Raw genomic sequence first — 18,305 nt, 5'->3', positions numbered from 1 at the left:
GCTTGAGGTGGAGCTGCGGGTTGCGCCTGTTGGGGTTGCTGGGGCTGAGCGGCCTCAGGGGGATAAAGGTTCTTCTCGATGGGTGGTGTAACGCTTTTTATGGTGTCAACGTATTTCGGCGCGAAAATCCCCACTTTAAGGAAGGGCTTGTAGATGTTTGGTAGATCATCCTCGCTGTAGTATTTCTGTAATGCTGTATTGTCCCAAACAATCCTTGCTATATACATGTCTTGAATCGTACGGTGATCCTCTTTCCTGATTTTAATGTCTCCTTTCACCGAAGTAAAGCTCAGATCCTCAAGAGCACTTATCAGCTTCTCTGAGTTGGTGGACCCCCCGGTCTTCTTAAGGGCTAGGCCGAGAGCGTGTCCCGCAACGAACCCTTCACCCACGAATAGGTCGGGTAGCGGGAAGGCTGCTAGAACGGAGCCCATAGTGGGTAGGGCCTTCTTCTTGTAAAGCTCGACGTACTTTGAGACTAGCCACTCGTTTACAGGGTTGTTTTGCGGGAGGTTCCACGCATACTTCATCATGCCCTCGTAGTTAGGTAGGTAAAGCCCCATCTTGAGGAGGTTAAGAGTGGCTAGGTCGGGTATTCCTGAAGTAACCTTCATTTTCTGGTATACTCCCGACGCGTTGATTTGCTGGTATAGGGTTAAAGCAGTGGCTCCGCTCCAAACCGGGACAAATACCTCTGCTTTAGACGCTAGCAATGCCTGGATATATGGTGTGAAATCCGTAGTTGTTACAGGCGCATAGATATCTGCAACAACCGTCCCGCCGTTCTTTTGTATAACGGTAGACCATGCTTCGACGGTTGAGCGTCCCCATGAGTTGCTCGGCGCTATGAAGGCCACTGTCTTGCCTAGCCTAGCTGCATAGGTTCCTCCCGCGATAGCGTCGTGCCATGTGGTAGACGAGATCTGGAAGACATACCTGTTAAGGTAGCTCTTTGTTATCTCGTGGTCGGCTGCTGGCACGACGAGGAATATGACCTTGTATTTTTCAGCTATCTGGGTTAGAGCTATTGCTGAGGGGCTGTCAGAGCAACCGACCAGGATCTCCGCCCCCTTGTTCTGAATGAGATCTTCGGCTGCCTTAGTCGCTGTAGCAGGATCTGGGACCTGCTGGCCGGCCGGTACGTTCGTAGCGGCTATAATGTGGATTGTCTTATCCTGCCACTTCAGCTTCCATTCAAGGTTTGGAACAACAGTCTCGAAGCTTGAAATGTTTAGGGAGTACATTAAACCAAGGATAAAGCCATTTATTGACATGTCCCCGTAATAGCTTAGGGCACCTGTGCGATCCGTTACGATTCCTATGACTATCTCGTTTCCACTCTGTGCTCTAATGTTCACAGTCGACAAGGATAGGATTGCGATGAGAGTGGCCGTGAGTAAAAGTCTACCTGATATGTTTTTTCCCCTCATACATATATAAGTGGAATGATGACCCTCAATAAAAGAAAGGTTAACTACTATTTACAGATGATATATCTAGTTATACCCATCGGAAAATCGCGCTTGCCATTACGAATCCAACGCCTGACGTCACAAACTGGATGTAGTCTCCCTTCTTTATCTTTCCACTTGTAACGGTGTCGTGAAGGGCCATGAAGACGCATGCTGAACCCGTGTATCCATACTTGTCCATAATGGTCGGTGCCTTCTCAAGTGGCTGGCCGAGGAGCCTCATCAACTGATAAATCATCTCTCTATTCACCTGTGTGACGAAATAGTACTTGATGTCATCCGGGGTCAGGTTTGCCTTTTTTAGCGTGTCTTGGACAAGCCCTGGCCAGTGACGGAGGTTTATGTCGGGAGGATACCTCTTAAGGTATCTCAGCTTGTGCCATTTCTCCTTTAACACTTCCTCGTTGACGGGCCTGGCTCCGCCTATATATATACCCCAGTAGTCGTAGTAGCTTCCATCGGCTATTATCTTGCCCGTCAGGAAGCCGGGTTCATCGGAGGGGCCTAGAATAACTGCCCCTGCACCGTCTGAGAACACGGAGGCGGTCACATCCTGAGGGTCAATGAACTTCGTCATAGTGTACGGTGATACTACGAGCACATAGTTTACGTCTTCGTTAAGCATTATGTTATAAGATGCAAGCATCAGGGCAATGGTGTTGTCAGCGCAAGCGGCGTTAATGTCGAAGCCGCCCGTTTTTAGCTTCGCGCCCAGCTTCATGTGGAGCGGGCTGACTGTAGGAGGCGTCTGGAAGTCGGGCGTATCCGTGGCTACAATTATAAGGTCTATGTCGTCAATACTTAGTTTCGCGTTCTCCAGCGCCATCCTGGCGGCCTCTGCCGCTAGGTCTGAGGGGGACTGTTCGGGTGAGGAGACATATCTGTGTTTAATGCCAATCCTGTTCTCAAGAGCATTCCTCCAGGCGTCTGGAAGCCTTAGGCCAAAGTACTTCTCGTAATCATCATTGGTAACAAGGGTTTTTCCTAGGGCGATTCCAGTACTCACTATCCTTGCATATTTCTTAATTTCAGGCTTCAAGGTTATCAAACTAGATAATGTTTCCTGACTGTAAAAAGAAAAAGGTTAACTAGTTTCAAATCCGAGAAGCTTCTCTATCCTACGTTTAAGCTTCCATCCCTTCAGAAGCCATGTCCCCCATATACCGTAGGGAAGCCCTAGAACAACCCCTATATAGATAACTCCAAGCATGAAGCTCGGTATAAGCTGGGCTTGTTGCTGGGAAATCCACCCTGCTGTGATGAGGGCTGGAGTAATATTGGAGAGGTAGTCGCGTAGAATACCAGCGATGACTCCACCCACAACTGGACCTACTAGTGTACCTAAGCCTCCTATAATTGCTCCTGTCAGGGCTATGAACGTTTTGTCAGTCGCAAAGACGTCAGGCATAACTGTGGGTATAACCGCCACGTATATTGAACCCGAGATTCCAGCGAACAAGCCTGAGGCAAAGAAAGCGGCTAGTTGATGTGCGAAAACATTGTAGCCTATAACGGAGGCCCTAACAGGGTTTTCTCGGATTGCAATGAAGGATGAACCTAAAGGCGACGTGACTATCCTTTTTATTATGTAATATGATATATACAGCATCATCAAGGAGACGAAGTATAGGTTAAGAGGATAGAGGAAGCGGATCATCTTGACGTATGGTAAAGTCTCCTCTAATTGGACCAGGAAGCTGTATGTCGAGGTATAGGCACTGTATAAGCCGAACACGAGTAATCCCGTTATTAATGCCAGTAGCACGGCCTTGAAAACTTTCAGCGCCGTCCTCTTGGAGTAGATAAAACCCATAATACCCGAAGCTAAGGTTAGAATACTGAACATTGTAAAGACCACCAGGTACAAGTAAAGGCCAGCCACACTTGTAAACTCCGGTATTGTTCCAACCGTTATCGCAACGGTTGTTCTGGCATAGGACTCTATAGCGCTCCTAACGGCCTCTGCTGTCGCCAATGTAAGAATACCATAGTATAGTCCTTTAACTCTATATGCTGGTAGGCCCATGGCTACATAAGCAAGGGCTGCTGCCAAGCCAGCTATGATAATGGTAAACAGGTAAGGAAAGCCTGCTCTTAAGAGTATAGCTGTGAGAAAGGCTCCCAGCCCGAAGGGTAGGGCATGACCAAAACTAGGGACTCCCGCAAAGCCTAGAAGGACATTGTAGCTTAACGCAAGCATGCCCCAAACAAGCGCTAAGGGCAGAGCTGTAGCAAGGCTTCTATCGAGCCATGGAAGAAGCATCATCAATGACACGACCGCGTAGCCTAGAAACCTTTGAGGAAGTGCAATTCCCTTTATTCTCTCCACCAATATCACCTCTCAAACAAGCCTTCGGGCTTGATTATGAGCACGATGATCATGACTAGTAGGTCCACCGCGAAGGTAAGCCACGGGACGAAGTAGGCTGTGAACCTATCTATAAATCCTATAAGGAGGCTTGCATAAAAGGCGCCGGAGTAGCTTTTCATCCCTCCCACAACCGGGATTGCAAATGCTAGAAGCGAGAAATGCACGGGTAGATCCGGCGTAGCATGTGTTAGCGGAGCAACGAAAGCTCCGCCGAGGAGTGCAAGGGCGACGGCAGTGCTGAAAGACAGCGTGAAAAGACGTGAGATATTTACGCCGAAGATTGCCGCGAGTTCACGGTTTTCGGTCCCGCTCCGGAGTTTGATTCCTAGCATGGTTTTGGATAGAATGGTGTTTACTAGCGCGAATAGCGTGAAGCCGACAGCAATGACCACAAACTTGTAAACCCTTATGCTTATTGATGACAGAGTCACATATCCTGAGAGCATGAAATCGCCTGTCTCAGGGAAGACGAGCCCAGAAGGCCATAGAAGCTGCATGAAGGTTACTAGGAGTGTCAGAAGTCCCATTGTTAAGAGAAGTTGTGCTAGCGGGTTTCCATAGATGGGTCTTATGAGAAGCCTTTCAGTCAGGAACCCTATGATAAAACCTATGGTCGCCGTGACAATCAGGCTTAGCGGGAGATTACCGGTTACATAGTATAGTGTTACAAAAAGGTAAGCTCCGAGCCCGAAGAATGCTCCTTGAGCGAGGTTAAAGACGTCCATGAGGCCGAACACGATGACAAGCCCGAGGGAGGCCATGTATATCATAGAGGCATACACCAGAGAATCTATAAGAGCACTCAACAAGAGCTCCGGGGACAACATACAATCACCTATAAACTCACACCCAGTATTCTCCTGATAACATCCTGCCTCTGATCTATTTCACCGGCTGAGAAACCGGTAACGACAACCCCCTTATCCATTAGGTAAATATAGTCTGTGATTTCACGCGCAAACGCAAAGTTCTGTTCCACCAATAAGACGGACTTTTTATTCTCGGCAGTGAATAGTTTCAGTCTTCTAAAAAAGTTCTTTACATACATCGGGCTTAGCCCTTCCGAGGGCTCATCCAATATTAAAAGGTCGTGTTCTCGGATCATGCCGCAGGCAAGGGCAAGCATTCTCTGCTGTCCACCGCTAAGCATACCTGCCCTTAGACCCGAGAACTTCTTCAGCTCTGGGAATAAGCTGTACACAAGCTCAAGTTTATCGCTTATCTTGTCCTTGGGCCCGTTATAGGCCAGTTTCAGGTTTTCATCTACAGTGAGCGTAGAGAAGATATTCTTCTCCGATGGGACAAAGCTTATTCCCTTCCGTGTAATATAGTAAGGAGGCTGCCCTGTGACGTTTTCACCCTTGAAGACAACCGTGCCCTTTGAGGGCTTGTATAAGCCCATTATAGTTTTGAGAGTCGTGGTCTTACCAACCCCGTTTCGACCTAGAATGGCAGTCACGGATAAGCGCTCCACTTGGAAAGATACGCCTTGGAGTATGTGGAATCCGCTGATGTATGTGTGGACTTCTTTTACCGAAAGTATAGGTTCAGGCGTATTACTCACCCAGGTATATCCTCTGCACCTCTCTGTTTTCCATTATTTCCTGGGGAGAGCCCTCAGCTATTATCCTCCCGTGATCCATGACACTAACGACGTCGGCTGTCTCGAGGATGACATCTATCTTGTGCTCAACGACGAGAACCGTTTTGCCCATCTCATCCCTTAGCCTCTTTATAAGCCTGACAATGCTTGGTACATCTTCCAGGGACACACCAGCCGTAGGCTCGTCGAGCGCCACTAGTTTTGGATTGCCGGCTAGAGCCATGGCTATCTCAAGCTTTCTCTTGTCGCCGGGTGTCAGATCCCTTGCGAGAAGGTTGGTCTTACCGTATAAGCCCGTGAGTGAGGCTATCCTCATCGCTTCCCATACTATGTCCTTGTAGAAGTATGTCGAGTGGAGGAAGTCCCATTTTATCTTTGGACGGGAGCCCTGGACAGCTAACCTTATGTTTTCGAGGACTGTCAGGTTGGGAAATATTGAGTATACTTGAAAAGAACGCGTTAATCCTAGCGAGTTTATATAGTGGGGCGGCTTCCCAGTAATGTCTTTGTCTTCAAAGTACACTTTGCCGCTGGAAGGCTTTAAGACACCCGTTATAAGGTTGAAGAGGGTGGTCTTGCCCGCGCCGTTAGGACCTATGATTGCATGGATTTTGCCGTGCTTTACGGAAAAGTTTACCTTATCTACTGCTATGAGGCCTCCAAATGTTTTTGTCAGGTCCACGGTTCTCAAAACCACCTCGCTCATGCTAGCCACCTGTCAAGAACTCTAGGAGAATGCTATTGTATTCGTCAGGCTTTTCACGGTGAGGCATATGTCCTACACCCCTCATTACAACCTTCCTTGAATTGGAAACGAGACGGGACATCTCCTCTACGACTTCAGGGGGAGAGATGTAGTCTAGCTCTCCTGAGATGAAGAGTGTCGGTACTTTTAGGGATTGGATTATGCTCCTGTAGCTTTTCTCAGTAGCTGTTTCAGCGCTTTGAATGTAGACTCTCTTGTCTGTCCTTGAGACAATCTCATAAATCTCCCTCTTCAACTCTTGTGACGCCACAGGCGAAACAGCAAACTCGGCGACCTGCTGGGCAATCTCGTGCATTGACATATTCTCTAGTATCTCAGTCATGGCTGGGGGGTATTCCGGCGCGGTGGCCTCTAATACTAGCTTGTCGAAGAAGGTTTGTGAGACCTTGTAGAACTCCAGCAATACCAGTGCACCCATTGAGTAGCCTACCATATAGGCCTTCTCGATCCCCTCGGCTTCAAGCACACTTTGTACGTCAAGTGCGAAGCCCTCCATCGTGACCCTTTTAGAAGGTACTTGGCTTTCGCCATGTCCACGCAGATCCAGTGCTATTACGCGGAAGCCTTTATCCTTAAAGAAGGTTATTTGAGGCCGCCAGGTCAGGAAACTTTCGCCGAGTCCGTGCACAAAGAATATTGGCCTGCCTTCTCCTGCAACAACATAATGCAGCTTTACGCCGTCTCTACTAGTGGTGTATTTGTGCTCTACTTTTTCAAGTGGTGTTTTACTACTCACTTCTTATCACCTGATAAAAATTTATATATTAATTCATTAACTTCACGGGGCTTCTCCCAAATTGAAACATGGCCGCAATCCAACTCATAATATTTTCCCATAGGCAACTCCTCCACTATTAGCCTTGAATAACGAGGCGGGAAAAACTTGTCATCGGTTCCAGCCACAACCAGGGCTTGAGTATTTAAAACTGAAAGTTTTCCGTGTAGGTCTACTCTGGTAAAGGCCTTCGCCATTTCCTCGAAAGAGACAAAGTCTATTAGCTCGAAGCCTGGTGCGAGCGAGGAAACGAAGGAGAAGTTATCGTTCAGGAACCTGTCCGAGAAGATATCTGGTACCATTGCCTGCCATAGAAAACGCCCTGATTTCAGCCTAGCTGCCAGGATCCACCTGTCAACACGTAACTTTAAAGCCCTGTCGACGGTATGAGAGGAGTTGAGTATGACAAGATTCTTTATTCGATCCGGCATACTTAATGCAGCCATTAGAGAAACCTTACCTCCGTAGGATATTCCCACCAGGGATACTTCATCGAAGCCGAGGAAGTCTAGGAGCTCCTTCAAGTCCAACACGTGTCTTTCCAAACTATACTCGGCGCGGGGCTTGTCGCTCGCACCCTGCCCCCTCATGTCGTGTAGGAGAACAAGAAAACCCTTACCCTTGAGGAAGTCAGCTTGCATCCTCCACCCGTCAATGTTCATCGCGATGCCGTTGAGAAATGCTATCACATTCTTCCCGCTGCCTTGTACCTCATAGCGGAGCCGCACACCATCAGAAGTTGTGAAGTAAGGCATACCCTCACACCTCTAACTTATCCCTAGGCTGTCCGTATAGTTTCTTCAATTCGCTACGGGAGACTTTTCCAGTCTCAGTATACACGAAGCCCTCGACAACCTCGACGTACTTGGGGATCTTGTACTTGGCAATTTTGTCTTTGAGAAAATCTACTATCTCCTCCTTACTTATCCTCTCACCCTCCTTGAGAACGATTAAGGCTTTAGGTACTTCGCCCCACTTCTCGTCTGGAACACCAATGACGACGACATCCTTAATCTTTGGGTGGGCTAACAGAATCTTTTCTACCTCCTCAGGGTAGACGCTTTCCTCTCCGCTCCTGATAATATTCTTCGCCCTCCCGACAATCCAAAAATACCCCTCATCGTCTATCCTGGCTATGTCGCCCGTATCCATCCATCCGTCCTTAACCATCTTCTTCAACTCTTCCTCGTTGTCCAGGTAGCCTGAGAAAACCGAGGGACCTCTCAAGTAAAGCTCACCCTCAGACCCTGAACCTCCCAAGACCCTGGCTTCAACGAGGAGATTTGGCTTGCCGATGGACCCCATCTTCCTCTGTGCGTCCCACGGGTCTAAAGCGAAGACTCCTGGCCCCATCTCGGTCATGCCGAAGCCCTGCTTCTGGACAACACCCTTCTCAAATATCTTTTCAATAAGGTCTCGCGTGAGCGCTCCTCCTCCACTCGTGATCCATCTCACACTAGAAAAATCTGCATCCTTGAACCTGGGTGATTGAAGAAGCATCCTTAACTGTGTAGGTACAAGGAAAAGGAATGTTGGTCTCTCGGATTCCACGAGCTCTATAAAAGCTTCAGGACTCCACCTGTGCATGAGGATGCTGGTCCCTCCAAACATAAGGAGAGGAAGAAGATAGGTATAGCCTCCTATGTGGAAAAGGGGGAGCGTGTTTATTGTAACGTCACCGGGTACCACTAGGTCCCGCAACGTATTCATCGCATTCCATAGTATCATGCGGTGGCTTATCATAGCAAACTTGGGCTTTCCCGTAGTGCCTCCAGTCTGTAATATAAGCGCGATATCCTCGAGGCAACACTCGACGGAGTTGCTCAAGGGGGGCTTGGTAGAGTAGCTGAAATCCTTTGCCGAGTCATACCTGATCGTCGGTATGCCCAGCACTTTTACTCGGTCCTCGAATTCTCCTTCATAAAGTAGAACCCGCGAGTGTGTCCTCTCTATGACCTCGTTTATCTCTCTACTGGTATACCGTGTATTCACTGGCACAAGTGTACAACCGATTTTAAAACAGGCCAAAAGCACAGCTACGAATTCAGCCCTAGTCCAGGAAAGGATGGCAACCTTATCTCCTGTACTAACGTTGAAATCCTCCCTAAGCAGGCTTGCTACCCTTCTAGCTGTCTGATCTAGCTCCGAGTAGGTAAAGGAGCGTAGACGCCCAAGAGCATCGTCTTTTATCGCTATCCATCCTCCTGTAAGGTAGGCTCGCTTGGAGATCCAGTCGTTAACCCATGTACCACAAGAGGATATTCTCTCCAAATTCATGTAATACAGTTAACATAGGAGACAGCCAATATACACTTTTAGTTAACAACGTTAACCCGGTCCCCTGAAAAACTACCCTATGAAGGACATTAGTATCTCGAGGAACTCCTCTTCTTTCTCGACAAAGGGTGTATGACCCGCTCCTTGAATAATCTTTTGTTCGAAGCTACCCCCTCTCTCAGCATATTCCTCTAGGAAGGCCTTTATCTGGCTGAACATAGGTTGGGGCGGGAAGATTTCCTCCCCAGGATAGTTGGGTATGAAGCCATTTTTACCGAGAACACCTATATCGATTGGACTGTTGTCCGACACCATTAAGTCATCGCTTCCATGTATCCAGTACACAGGAGGCTTGACGCTTAATGTGAGAACAGATTTAGCGTTGAAGTATTTCGGGGACATAGCGTTCAGTACACCTCGAGTTCCAGGAGCTACATAAGGCCAGTTGGGGCTGTTGATATAGTCGCCTGGATAATATTCGTCGCCCAGGCTGGTTCTCCTTATCATCTCCAAAATATCTTTCTGAACGTCTTCAGATGGCTTATAACCGGGGGCGAAATACAGGCTAATTGTTGCGTCGAGGAGCTGTTTCTCCTCTGGCGTCAAAGCAACGTTATTTTTCAGCTTTTCTAGAACCTGGAGGAAGAACGGGTTATAGACCCTTATGAGTCCTGCTCCCGACCCACTGTAATCCGGGTAGCAGGGCTCTCCTTCGAGCCCCTTGACACCGCCCCAGCCATAGGGCGGCATAGGATCAATGAGGACAGCTTGGGTAACCATGTCCGGGTGTCTTGCTAGGATGTCGAGAACCACACCACCACCCATGCTATGTCCCATGAAGGTCGCACGTTGAACTTTAAGACTTCTAAGGATAGTCATGACTTCCTCAGTGAAAACCGTGAAACCTTTAGTTGCATCTATTCCTTTACAGTTAGTGTACCCGAACCCGCAGAGATCAGGAGCTATAACCGTGTAATCGTGGGGTATTTTTGAGAATAGTCTATGCCATATTTCAGATGAAGATAGATTTCCATGAATTAAAACCAAGACTTTTTCTCCACCTTCTCGGAAAAGGAGTGAGAACTTTTCGTCTCCATAACTCAGAGTTCTTCTTTCCAAGTCTTTCACAATTACCTAAGACGTAATATTAGATATATTCTTTGCCTAGCTCTAGTGAACTTTATTTCGACGTTAAACTAAAATTATAAAATAAAATGCAAAAAGTTTAAATATTGGTGAAGCCGGGATTTCATATGGTGCGAGATGTATATAGGCGTATTCGACATCGAGCAATACGACTGTCCAATAGTGAAACTGACCGAGAAGAGGGAAGGACTAACAACTACGGTATTATCTGTTAACATCTCAGAACTCCCCCGCGGTGTCGAACAGGTATTCCTAACGATTAAAAGCGAAGACGATACTAAGCTGCATCACGCGCTCGAGACTTTTTCTAAGCTTCCTGAAATCAAGAGTTACAAGGTTCTAGGAAAGTCTCGCGACATGTGGAGGGTACACATGTATATTTCAAAGACTCACACGATGGAGACAAGCGTAACCTTCGGGACCATGTTTGTTTCTCCATGGATAGCCCGGAATGGAGTAGAAAGGTGGACGCTGGGTTTCATATCCAAGAAGCAGTTCTATGACTTTCTTTCAAGAATCAAGGAAAGAGATCATGTTAGAAGATATTATCTCAACGAGATAAACGAGGAGGACTTTGTGACGGTCTCTGCGAATTACCTGCCAATTCTTAACATGATTTCTGAGCTAAACAGGCTGACTCCCAGGCAACTAAGCCTGTTAAAACTAGCGTTATCCAAGGGTTATTATTCCTGGCCCAAGGCGATAGATAGCGTGCAGCTTTCAAGCCTCCTGGGGGTCTCAAGGGTCAGCATCATAAAATCGCTTAGACGCGCCGAGTATAAGGTTCTCAGCTCTGTTTTAGACTTCATGACATCTGTGAAAAAAGACTGGGAGAAAAACTACTCCTAATTTTCTGGTTTTTATGCTATCGGTGATGATATAGTCGTCCCTAGATCTATAGGAATGACTATTCCATTCAGAGCCTCGTTCTCTACTACGTGGAAGACAAGTTTCGCAATCTCTTCAGGCTCTACAAGTCTAGGTATTGGTATTCTCCTGAGATATTCTTGCAGCAAGGGCGAGGGTACGGCGAGTGCCATCCGTGTCTTCGCAAAACCCGGTGCTATCGCGACAACTCTAATTCCATATGGAGCCAGTTCCTTGGCAAGCGTCTTTGTCAAGCCTATAAGGCCCGCTTTTGAGGCCGAGTAGTTTGCCTGTGCAGGATTACCAAGGATGCCTATTATGGATGAAATGTTTATGATCACGCCTCCACCCTGCTTTTTCATTACCGGGTATACTGCCTTAGAGCAAAGGAAGGCCCCCTTAAGGTTGACGTCTAAGACTTTGTTCCAGTCGTCCTCGGACATCCTCTCGAGATAAGTGTCCCGTGTTATCCCGGCATTGTTCACAAGTACGTCTATTCTACCTGCGAGTTTCACTGCTTCTCCGATTCCTTTACTCACACTTTCCCATTTACTAACATCCATCTCGACGTAGTAGGCTTCTACTCCTAGACCACGTATGGCCTCAAGGGTCTTCTCGGCTTCCTCGTCACGCATGATGTCTGCAATCACGACGTTGAAGCCATGCTTTGCGAACTCTAGCGAGATGGAGGCTCCTATCCCCCTACTCCCACCCGTAACTAGGACTACTCTCCTAGGATAGCCGTTGAGGCGCGGTATGAAGACCGTTACTTTGCCAAAAACGGTCCACTCCTCGGTGATGTCTCCCTCGACTCCCTCTGAGACCAAGCCGAAGTATTTGGATGGAATTCTCGCAATCTTCCTCTCTCCTTGTTCGTTTTCAACTATTGCTAGAATATATGTGGACTTGAACGGCTCTACTGGCGTCAAGAGCTCCGTAAATACTCTAATCCTCCACCCCATACGCTTTCACCTCGTCAAGACAATCACGACTGATGTCCCCCCTGTGCCCCCATGATTCTCGACTAGACCCGCTTCCGCCCCGCTCACCTGGCGAGCACCAGCTTCTCCCCTTAACTGCCAGTAGACCTCTGCCACCATACCCACACCCGTTGCTCCTATAGGGTGGCCCTTAGCCTTCAAACCTCCACTCGCGTTTACAGGTTTGTGGCCTGCAAAACTTGTCACGCCCTCTCGGAGCAATTTGTATCCCTTTCCCTTTTCAGCTAATCCAAGCATCTCGTAGAGAATAATCTCGCTGATTGTGAAGGCGTCGTGAACCTCAAAGAGATCGATTTTCTCTGGACCTAGACCACTCATCCTGTAGGCCTCCTCTGAGGCTTCTCGAACAGCCTTAAAGGAAGACATGTCCTCACGCTGGTACACGCCTGGGTAGTCATGCTTTAAGCTTATTCCTTTAATATACACAGGGGAATCCGTGTACTTCTTAGGGTCAGAACTTAGTAAGAGGGCGACCGCCCCGTCCGAGAGGGGGGAGGCGTCGAGTAATTTCAACGGGGTTGAGATGTAGGGGGAGCGTAAAACGTCATCGACCGTTATTTTCTTCTGGAACTGTGCGAGGGGGTTACGGGTGGCGTTTTCATGATTCTTCACCGCGACCAATGCAAGATCCTCCTCAGTGGCGCCATATTTTCTCATGTACTCGCGGGCTATCAGTGCATATAGGCTCAGGAAAGGCGCACCTGTCCTGTACTCGTCGGGGCTGCCTGTACGCATGAGCAACTCGTTAGCCTTTGCGGAAGAGCCCTGAGAGCTCATCTTCTCGAACCCGACTATGAGAGCATTCCTGAACTTTCCTGTACTAAGAAGTTGCCAGGCCAGGTAAACAGCTGTGGTTCCGCTGGCACAAGCGTTCTCAGCCCTGAAGCCAACGGCAGAGCGGTTCCCAATGATGTCAGCCACTAGGGGGGCACTGTGTAAAAGGATCCCAAAGCTGTCGCTGTAATTTGAAGTTATTATCAGATCCACTTCTCCTGGCGAGATCCCCTTATCCACTGTATTGAAGACATTGACAGCAACCTCTCTTATGAGCTCGGAAGTATCCTTAGATGTCCTAGACTCGTACTTGGTGCTATACGCACCCACAACCCCTACTTGTCCTATAATCCCCGTTTTTTCCACCCAATAGGTAAATTCAACAGCTGCCTAAAAGCAGGATGGTTAACACTGTAACCTAAAAAACCGGAAAAAACGTCTTTTTTATCCCTCAAGGTTACTATACCACACAGCATATGTGTCTGAGTCGGCTACAATTTCTCCCGGCAAGACCCCATACCAATTTTGTGGTAACCAGTAGTAAGCATCAATATCGACGCCTGTCGTAGCCATGTATGCGGCCCAGACGAGCTCGGAGCAATAATATGAAGGACCATAAACCTGCTTATAATACCCGTTGTAGTCATAGGGATACCCGAGCTTCGAGTAAGCCCATCTAGCGGCGTTAGCTGCCTGGGTGTCGGATACGCCGTAGACTCTGAGTATTATCACAGCGCTATAGCGTGACATGAACTCTCTCAAAGTGTTAACGGTTACTCCCTCGTATAGAGCTTCCACTACAAGCCAGTCCCCTATGGTTGGATCGTACTTGTATAGGATTCCTGCGTGCGACCAGTAACCTACAACAGTGTACTCCTGGCCTGGATAATGCCCTACTATAATGTCCCCTGGTTTTAAGACTATATTTGGGTAGGGGTGGATGAAGTACCCGTATGGATGGTAGATGTCACTGGAAGAAGCTCTAGCATAGTGGGAGGATGTAGAAAGCAAGAAGAAGAGCGAAATTAATAAGCCTGATAAGGCGCTCCTTATTTTTCTCTTCATACGTTATAGCTTAGAACAGAAGTATATAAATAAGAGTGGGTTAACTTATATCCCTCCATTTATAAGTTCCACACGAGTCCCTTGAGAAATTGTGAAGGCAGAAAATAAAAAACTTGATAAAGGAAGTTTAATCGCCATCGGCCTCATACTAGTAATATTCCTCCTTGCAGTTATGACCTCTGCCTCTGCCAAGACCCTGTTATTGCAAGGCGTGAACACACAGGAAATATATATCCCTGGTCTGGACGGGGCTAAGCTGCGAGCCGTAATCTACAAGCCCGTAAAGTTCAATGGGAGACTGCCTGCCGTGATTGTCGTCCACGGCCTAGGAGGTTCCTCAGATACGATGAACGCTATATCCACCGAACTCGCGCGTAACGGTGTTCTAGTCCTAGCTTTGAACTATAGGGGCCATGACGGAAGTGAAGGCGGTGTAAGCTACATCGGGGATCCGTTGACAGCCCCGAATATATCCAACGACCTCATAGCCTCCTTGAAGTACCTATCTATGAGAGATGATGTTGACGCTAACCGTATAGGCGTCGTAGGGTACTCGATGGGTTCTCGCGCAGCTCTAAGGCTGGGACTACTAGTAAGCTCAGTGAACCCCGTCGTGATGATAGGCCCGTATTTCTCATGGGAGATAGCCGGAGTTAACACGACAAGGCCTTCAAACCTACTAATCATTGTCGGGGAAAAAGACATCATAACACCACCCTCGTCGGCGCAGCTGCTCTTCAACTACGCCACCCAGACACAGGGTAAGCCCTTCGAAGTCTTCGGCTCACCTAGCAAGGGCACAGCCAGAAAACTCGTTATAGTTCCAAATGCCGACCACTACACTATAATTTTTGCAAAGCAAACAGTCGAAGAAACAACATCATGGGTCTTAACATGTTTTGGGATGGGAAAGCCCTCATCTTACATAGATCCCACGTTTCTAGCCTCTACCTCGGCCTCGGCAAGCCTCCTAGCAATTATAGCTATCCTTGCACTTGTTTACCTCACCGGCAAGTATCTCAGGAAAATTGGAGTCTCTAAGATCCCTGAGAGGCCCCAGGGGCTCGGTCTTATCAAGTCAGCAGTCCTACTGGTCGTAGTCACAGCGTATTACATGATAGCCTCATTCTTTACCATCCCGATACTCGTGGATCTCGGCTGGAGGATCTACACGTTTGCGATGTTCTCAGGTGCACAGTACACCATCTATTATTTCGCCCTTCTCGCGCTCCTCCTACTCCCGTTGGTGGTCGTTTATGCCATCCTAAGAAAGAGTTTCATAGGGGAAATTAGATCTAGTGTTAAGAGAAACCTTAAAGCCGGACTAATAACCGTCGGTTTAATATGGCTCTTCATGTACATCCTCTACAACGCTACCCTCACGGGGCTTGTGGCCAATTATTCTATGACGCCTGTTAGATTCATTCTCATGTTTTACCTTACCCTCCTACTACTTCCACCCGTTTTTATAGATGAGACGGTGCTTAGAGGGATTATTCAGGATAATGTGCCTTCAAAGATGTGGCCCGTTAGAGTCGCAGTAGCAGCGATTATACAGTACCTTTCAAGGATTCTCCCGTTGGCCATATGGGTTTCACTTTCCGCAAACCCCCTGCAGATAGAAGGCTTACTAAGGGGTTACATGGCCCTCAACCTGATAGCGCCACAAAACATGGATATTGTGAAAGCCTTCATGCCGATGAACTCTTACGGGCTCTACTATGCCTTTTCGAGTGTAGAGCTTTTCCACGCCCTGGTAGCCCCGTACCTCTACGAGGAGTATAGGAGCACGCTTACAACCTCCTTGTTCAGATCGCTAACCGTGGCCTTTACGATGGCATCAGTAATGGCCCTTCTTTAAGAATAAAGGGAAAAGTTATTTTTTAAGAATTTCTCTCCTTAATTCGCCTGGAATCTTACTGTGAATTTCACCACTAAGCCTTAGAAGATCTAGCCTCCTCTTCACAGCTTCTCTAAGCCTCGCATACCTGTAGAGTGCTGCCAAGGCCTGAGCTGCTCTCTCGGGAGTCGGATAAGCTGGTATATGGCGTTGTATAAGGTAGTCAATGGCTTTGCGAGCCTCGGATCCACCTATGAAGCCTGCAACTATGGGCTTGTTTGAACCTGACTCCTCTACCGCCCTGACAATAGCCTCCCCGGTCTTGAGTGGGCTGGTGGTCATCGTCTGACAGTAGAGTACGAGTACGGCGTGTATCCCGGGTATCTCCAAGGCCTTTCTAAGTGCTAGATAGTAGTGCTCATCCGGGGCTCCCCCTGTTATGTCAACAGGGTTTCTGGTGGATGCGTAGGGGGGCAGGAAAGTTCTCAAATAATTTACATACTCCTCGGGAGGCTCGCTCAACAGTACTCCATTTTCAGCCAAGGTATCCGTTGCCTGCACGCCTGCTCCTCCACCATTTGTTATGACAAGTATACTTGGTCCCGCTGCGACGGAATATGTCTCGAAGAGCCTGGCGTAGTCAAAAGCTGTCTCAACATCTTTCACCTGAAGAATCCCAGCTTGTTTGAGGACGCCCTCCCATAGAGCTGGCCCTCCGGAAAGTGAACCCGTGTGGCTTGCAGCAGCTTTTGCACCGACATCAGTCCTACCAGCCTTTATAGCTATTATCGGCTTCCTCACAGATACGGTGCTGGCAATATCAAGGAACTTTTTGCCATCCTCCACGCCCTCAATGTAAAGTATTATCGTGCTCGTGTTAGGATCATCCCCGAAGAATTCTAAGAGATCGGCGTCATCAATGTCGGCTTTGTTCCCAACGCTTACAACGCTTGAGACCCCTATCTCCTCTACAGTCGAGTAACCCATCAAGGCTATTCCAAGGGCACCGCTTTGCGTTATGAATGCAATCCTCCCAGGTTTTATTTCACGTGGACCAAAGGTAGCGTTTAGTCCGGAGGGGGCATATAAATATCCAAAGATGTTGGGTCCTAGAACCCTCATCCCATGCTTTCTAGCCACCTCGACTAGCTTCTTCTCGAGATCAATCCTGCCCACCTCCCGAAAGCCCGAGCTTATGACGACTAGAAACTCTGCTCCAGCCTTACCGGCGTCCTCGGCAACTTCTATTGTTTTCTCAGCTGGCACAGCTACTATGACAACATCTATCTCGGAGTTTATACTCGAGACTGATGGGAAAGCCTCAAGGCCTAGAATTGTGTCTGTCGAGGGGTTCACAGGATAGACCTTGCCTTTAAAGCCTCCTGATACAATATTCCTTAAAAGAATATGCCCTATCTTATTTGGATCCCTGGAAGCACCTACGACAGCTATTGATCTCGGATAGAAGAGCCTGTAAAGCTCTCCGCTCAAACCCATCACCTCAAAAGGAACCTGGCGTCAGCCACCTTCGCTCCTTGGCCCTCCTCGTACACGATGACCGGGTTTAAATCGGCCTCAGAGACATCCTCCAGCTCAGTAATCATCTTTGAGAATTTTAAGAGTATATCGATTACAGCAATTTCATCCCTTGGTCCTTCGCCTCTGTAACCCGTGAAGAGTTTATAGCCTTTAACATCCTTGATCATCTCCTCAGCGTCAACGGTCGTTAAAGGCGCAACACGAAAACTAACATCCTTTAATACCTCGACGAAGACTCCCCCAATCCCGAACATAACTACGGGGCCGAATGAAGGATCACGTGTAGCACCAACGATAACCTCTAGCCCTTTTGGCAACATCTCTTGCACTAGTACCCCTCGAACCCTCGCCTGAGGGCTTCTCAACTTAACGCTTCTCATTATAGCTCTAAAATGCTCCTGGGCTTCTTCAGGGGACCTCACGTCAAGGACAACACCACCAACATCAGATTTATGCAGGATGTCTGGACTGATCACTTTCAAGACAACGGGGAAGCCTATCTTCTTGGCTATCTCGGCCGCCTCAGAACTGCTCTGCGCAACTCCGAACTTAGGTACTGGGAGACCATAGAAGGAGCATAAGAGAAGGGACTCGTCTTCCAAGAGTTTTTTCCTTCTCTCTTTCCTCGCATTCTCAAAAATCGACCGAGGTGTGAAATCCACTATTTTCCCTTGCTATGAAACCCGCTTAGTGACTAAAAACAATGGGGTTAACAGGGATAACATGTGCCCCGGGTAAATTTGATCTACTTGACCGGGAAAAGGCGGCAGGTCTTCCCGGGCACTGCGTCGAATGGTTTCCCAAGCCGT

The 18,305-nt window shown here is 48.1% G+C and carries 17 protein-coding genes; 2 read left to right on the top strand and 15 right to left on the bottom strand.

From position 1 onward, the window contains the following. The 10 genes from ACP5KC_RS05725 to ACP5KC_RS05680 form a co-directional block, all read right to left on the bottom strand. Window positions 1-1,430: substrate-binding domain-containing protein (locus ACP5KC_RS05725; protein ID WP_428286949.1), on the bottom strand; the 1,430-nt coding region annotated here is incomplete at its 3' end. Window positions 1,431-1,500: 70 nt separating this feature from the next. Beyond that, entirely contained in the window at window positions 1,501-2,511 is a 1,011-nt protein-coding gene (locus ACP5KC_RS05720) for a 3-oxoacyl-ACP synthase III family protein (RefSeq protein WP_428286948.1), read from the bottom strand. Between the two features lie 45 nt (window positions 2,512-2,556). After that, on the bottom strand, window positions 2,557-3,801 hold the full coding sequence (locus tag ACP5KC_RS05715; RefSeq protein WP_428286947.1) for a branched-chain amino acid ABC transporter permease: 1,245 nt from the start codon (window positions 3,799-3,801) through the stop codon (window positions 2,557-2,559). Window positions 3,802-3,806: 5 nt separating this feature from the next. Further along, complete coding sequence (locus ACP5KC_RS05710; protein WP_273433980.1) at window positions 3,807-4,670, bottom strand: branched-chain amino acid ABC transporter permease; 864 nt, start codon at window positions 4,668-4,670, stop codon at window positions 3,807-3,809. Window positions 4,671-4,678: 8 nt separating this feature from the next. Then, on the bottom strand, window positions 4,679-5,407 hold the full coding sequence (locus ACP5KC_RS05705) for an ABC transporter ATP-binding protein (protein WP_273433982.1): 729 nt from the start codon (window positions 5,405-5,407) through the stop codon (window positions 4,679-4,681). After that, the gene (locus ACP5KC_RS05700; RefSeq protein ID WP_273433984.1) at window positions 5,400-6,152 is read right to left on the bottom strand and encodes an ABC transporter ATP-binding protein; all 753 of its coding nucleotides are present in this window, start codon (window positions 6,150-6,152) and stop codon (window positions 5,400-5,402) included. Before ACP5KC_RS05700 ends, ACP5KC_RS05705 begins: the two co-directional genes overlap by 8 nt. Window position 6,153: 1 nt before the next feature. After that, complete coding sequence (locus tag ACP5KC_RS05695; protein ID WP_428286946.1) at window positions 6,154-6,948, bottom strand: alpha/beta fold hydrolase; 795 nt, start codon at window positions 6,946-6,948, stop codon at window positions 6,154-6,156. After that, entirely contained in the window at window positions 6,945-7,742 is a 798-nt protein-coding gene (locus ACP5KC_RS05690; RefSeq protein WP_273433988.1) for an alpha/beta fold hydrolase, read from the bottom strand. Before ACP5KC_RS05690 ends, ACP5KC_RS05695 begins: the two co-directional genes overlap by 4 nt. 4 nt (window positions 7,743-7,746) lie before the next feature. Continuing rightward, window positions 7,747-9,264, bottom strand: coding sequence for a class I adenylate-forming enzyme family protein (locus ACP5KC_RS05685; protein ID WP_424740509.1), 1,518 nt, complete (start codon window positions 9,262-9,264; stop codon window positions 7,747-7,749). A gap of 72 nt (window positions 9,265-9,336) precedes the next feature. Next, window positions 9,337-10,392 carry an alpha/beta fold hydrolase gene (locus ACP5KC_RS05680; RefSeq protein ID WP_428286945.1) on the bottom strand — a complete coding sequence of 352 codons (1,056 nt, stop codon included), beginning with the start codon at window positions 10,390-10,392 and terminating at the stop codon, window positions 9,337-9,339. A gap of 135 nt (window positions 10,393-10,527) precedes the next feature. On the opposite strand from ACP5KC_RS05680, the gene ACP5KC_RS05675 reads away from it, so the two are divergent. Next, the gene (locus tag ACP5KC_RS05675; protein WP_273433994.1) at window positions 10,528-11,259 is read left to right on the top strand and encodes a helix-turn-helix domain-containing protein; all 732 of its coding nucleotides are present in this window, start codon (window positions 10,528-10,530) and stop codon (window positions 11,257-11,259) included. 11 nt (window positions 11,260-11,270) lie between these two features. On the opposite strand, the gene fabG is transcribed toward ACP5KC_RS05675, so the two are convergent. The 3 genes from fabG to ACP5KC_RS05660 form a co-directional block, all read right to left on the bottom strand. Next, window positions 11,271-12,239, bottom strand: coding sequence for a 3-oxoacyl-ACP reductase FabG (gene fabG / locus ACP5KC_RS05670; RefSeq protein ID WP_428286944.1), 969 nt, complete (start codon window positions 12,237-12,239; stop codon window positions 11,271-11,273). A 6-nt stretch (window positions 12,240-12,245) separates the two neighbouring features. Next, a complete protein-coding gene (locus ACP5KC_RS05665; RefSeq protein ID WP_273433998.1) occupies window positions 12,246-13,418 on the bottom strand; it encodes a thiolase family protein in 1,173 nt (390 codons plus the stop codon). 78 nt (window positions 13,419-13,496) lie between these two features. After that, entirely contained in the window at window positions 13,497-14,117 is a 621-nt protein-coding gene (locus ACP5KC_RS05660) for a YiiX/YebB-like N1pC/P60 family cysteine hydrolase (protein ID WP_428286943.1), read from the bottom strand. A 91-nt stretch (window positions 14,118-14,208) separates the two neighbouring features. On the opposite strand from ACP5KC_RS05660, the gene ACP5KC_RS05655 reads away from it, so the two are divergent. Next, a complete protein-coding gene (locus tag ACP5KC_RS05655) occupies window positions 14,209-15,978 on the top strand; it encodes a dienelactone hydrolase family protein (protein ID WP_428286942.1) in 1,770 nt (589 codons plus the stop codon). A gap of 15 nt (window positions 15,979-15,993) precedes the next feature. On the opposite strand, the gene ACP5KC_RS05650 is transcribed toward ACP5KC_RS05655, so the two are convergent. After that, window positions 15,994-17,448: an acetate--CoA ligase family protein gene (locus ACP5KC_RS05650; RefSeq protein WP_428286941.1), complete on the bottom strand. Its 1,455-nt coding sequence runs from the start codon at window positions 17,446-17,448 to the stop codon at window positions 15,994-15,996. 5 nt (window positions 17,449-17,453) lie between these two features. Next, window positions 17,454-18,158, bottom strand: coding sequence for an acetate--CoA ligase family protein (locus ACP5KC_RS05645; RefSeq protein WP_273434006.1), 705 nt, complete (start codon window positions 18,156-18,158; stop codon window positions 17,454-17,456). Window positions 18,159-18,305: the final 147 nt, after the last annotated feature.

The sequence above is a fragment of the Infirmifilum sp. genome (genome assembly GCF_049970975.1).
Classification (GTDB): Archaea; Thermoproteota; Thermoprotei; order Thermofilales; family Thermofilaceae; genus Thermofilum; species Thermofilum uzonense.
This window is presented reverse-complemented; position numbering and strand designations above follow the sequence as displayed.